Raw genomic sequence first — 1,743 nt, forward strand, 5'->3', positions numbered from 1 at the left:
ATCGCCCTGGTAAAGCAGCGCTTGGGTCGTACTCTGTCGCTGCCTGACCTTTTCTCCAAACCTACTCTGGAGGCTCAAGCAGCGCTGTTGGATACAGTAGCCGCCAGTGTAATCGCATCGATTCCCACCCTGCAGTTGTCCGAAGGCCCTTTGTCCCATAGCCAGGAGGATATCTGGCTGGCCGAAGTGCTGTCGGAAGGTCGTATGGATTTTCATGTCTGCTATGGCTGCCGGCTTTCTAACAAACCAGATTTGGCGTGTCTTCGCACTGCCCTGCAACGCATGATTGAACGTCATCGTCCGTTACGCATGGTGTTCGAATATCGACAAGCAGAATTGGTGCAATATGATTTTGCGCAAGCCTATGAACCCTTGGTGGTTGAACACTGCTCCGACGCTCAGGCGTTCGGGCAGGCTTTGGCTCGCGCTGAGCAGGATGAGTTAGATTTGACCCGTCAGCCAGGCTGGTGTGTTCATTATCTGACATGGCCAACTGCCACCACGCAAACGAATGATGCGCATGCAGGCATCCTTGTTTTTCACTTTCATCATGCAATCTTCGATGGCTGGTCGGCCTCTGTGTTCATGGAAGAGTTAGGCCAATGCTATGAGAGTGCGATGAAGGGGCAACCTGTTAGCCTGAAATCACTACCCATCGATTATATTGATTATGCGGTATGGAACCGAGAACAGGTCCGTATGCACCGCCAGACTGATCTGGCTTTCTGGGAAAGGGAACTTACAGATGCGAATGATTTCGACTGGCCTGTTCTGAGAAAGGCAAGCGGTGAAAAGGCAACAGTATTGCCGCAAGCGGCAAAGCCGGCGGTGCTGAGCAGACGGCTGGATTATTCCTTGCATAAAGACATAGCCAAGTTGTCAGAAACGATGGGGATTACCACATTTGTGATCTATTTGGCCGCCTGGCAAGTGGTTTTGAAAAGCTATTCAGGTCAGCAGAATTTTCTGATAGGCACGTATGATGCTGGTCGCATAGAGCCGGAAACATATGGGCTGATTGGCAGCTTCGTCAATAATGTAATCATTCGCACTGAGCTAGACAGCAGACAGATTGTCACGGATTTTCTGCGAACCGTGCATCAGCGAAAGCTGGCTGCTTTTGCGCATCTGCGGCTGCCGTTTTCACAATTGGTTAAAGAACTTGGCGGTAGTGGCCTTTTGAATGAACGTCATCCACTTTACCAGGTTGGTTTTGTGATGCAAGCCGAGAGCCTGTCGGAGGTGCAGTCAGGTGCACTGGAATGGACGCCATTTCCGCTTAACCGGCTACAAAGTCGCATGGAGGCCGAGCTGATGGTGACGCCGGAAGGTGGGCATATTCTACTTGATCTGAATTACAACAAAATGGTGCTGCCCACTGACGATGCCGAACGCTTGCTGGAGACGTATGGGGCGATTTTACAGGCCATTGTTAGCAAGCCGGGGCAAGCGCTTGAAGAGTTGCAAAAAAGAGTATGGCCGGACGAGACCACCATGCGTGACAGTACTGAAACTACGTCCTCAGATGAGTTCGGGTTGAGTCAACTGGTAGCCGAGACCATTTTTAGGCCCGACGATCGAATGGATCAGCTTGCTGCGATTTGGGAGACGCTATTGGGGGTCAAGCCGGCGGCGACAGATAACTTCTTCATGCTAGGAGGAGACTCATTGCTGGCGGTCAGATTGGTTGTGCTGATCCGTGAGCGTTTGGGTGTGGATGTGCGCATAGGTCAGGTGCTGACG

Annotated in this window: 1 protein-coding gene; it reads left to right on the plus strand. The window is 51.7% G+C overall.

The features are described from left to right. On the plus strand, positions 1–1,743 hold a 1,743-nt coding region (locus ACT3R7_RS20620), incomplete at both ends, for a condensation domain-containing protein (protein ID WP_444660328.1).

The organism is Halomonas sp. AOP43-A1-21 (genome assembly GCF_052376775.1).
Classification (GTDB): Bacteria; Pseudomonadota; Gammaproteobacteria; order Pseudomonadales; family Halomonadaceae; genus Vreelandella; species Vreelandella colorata.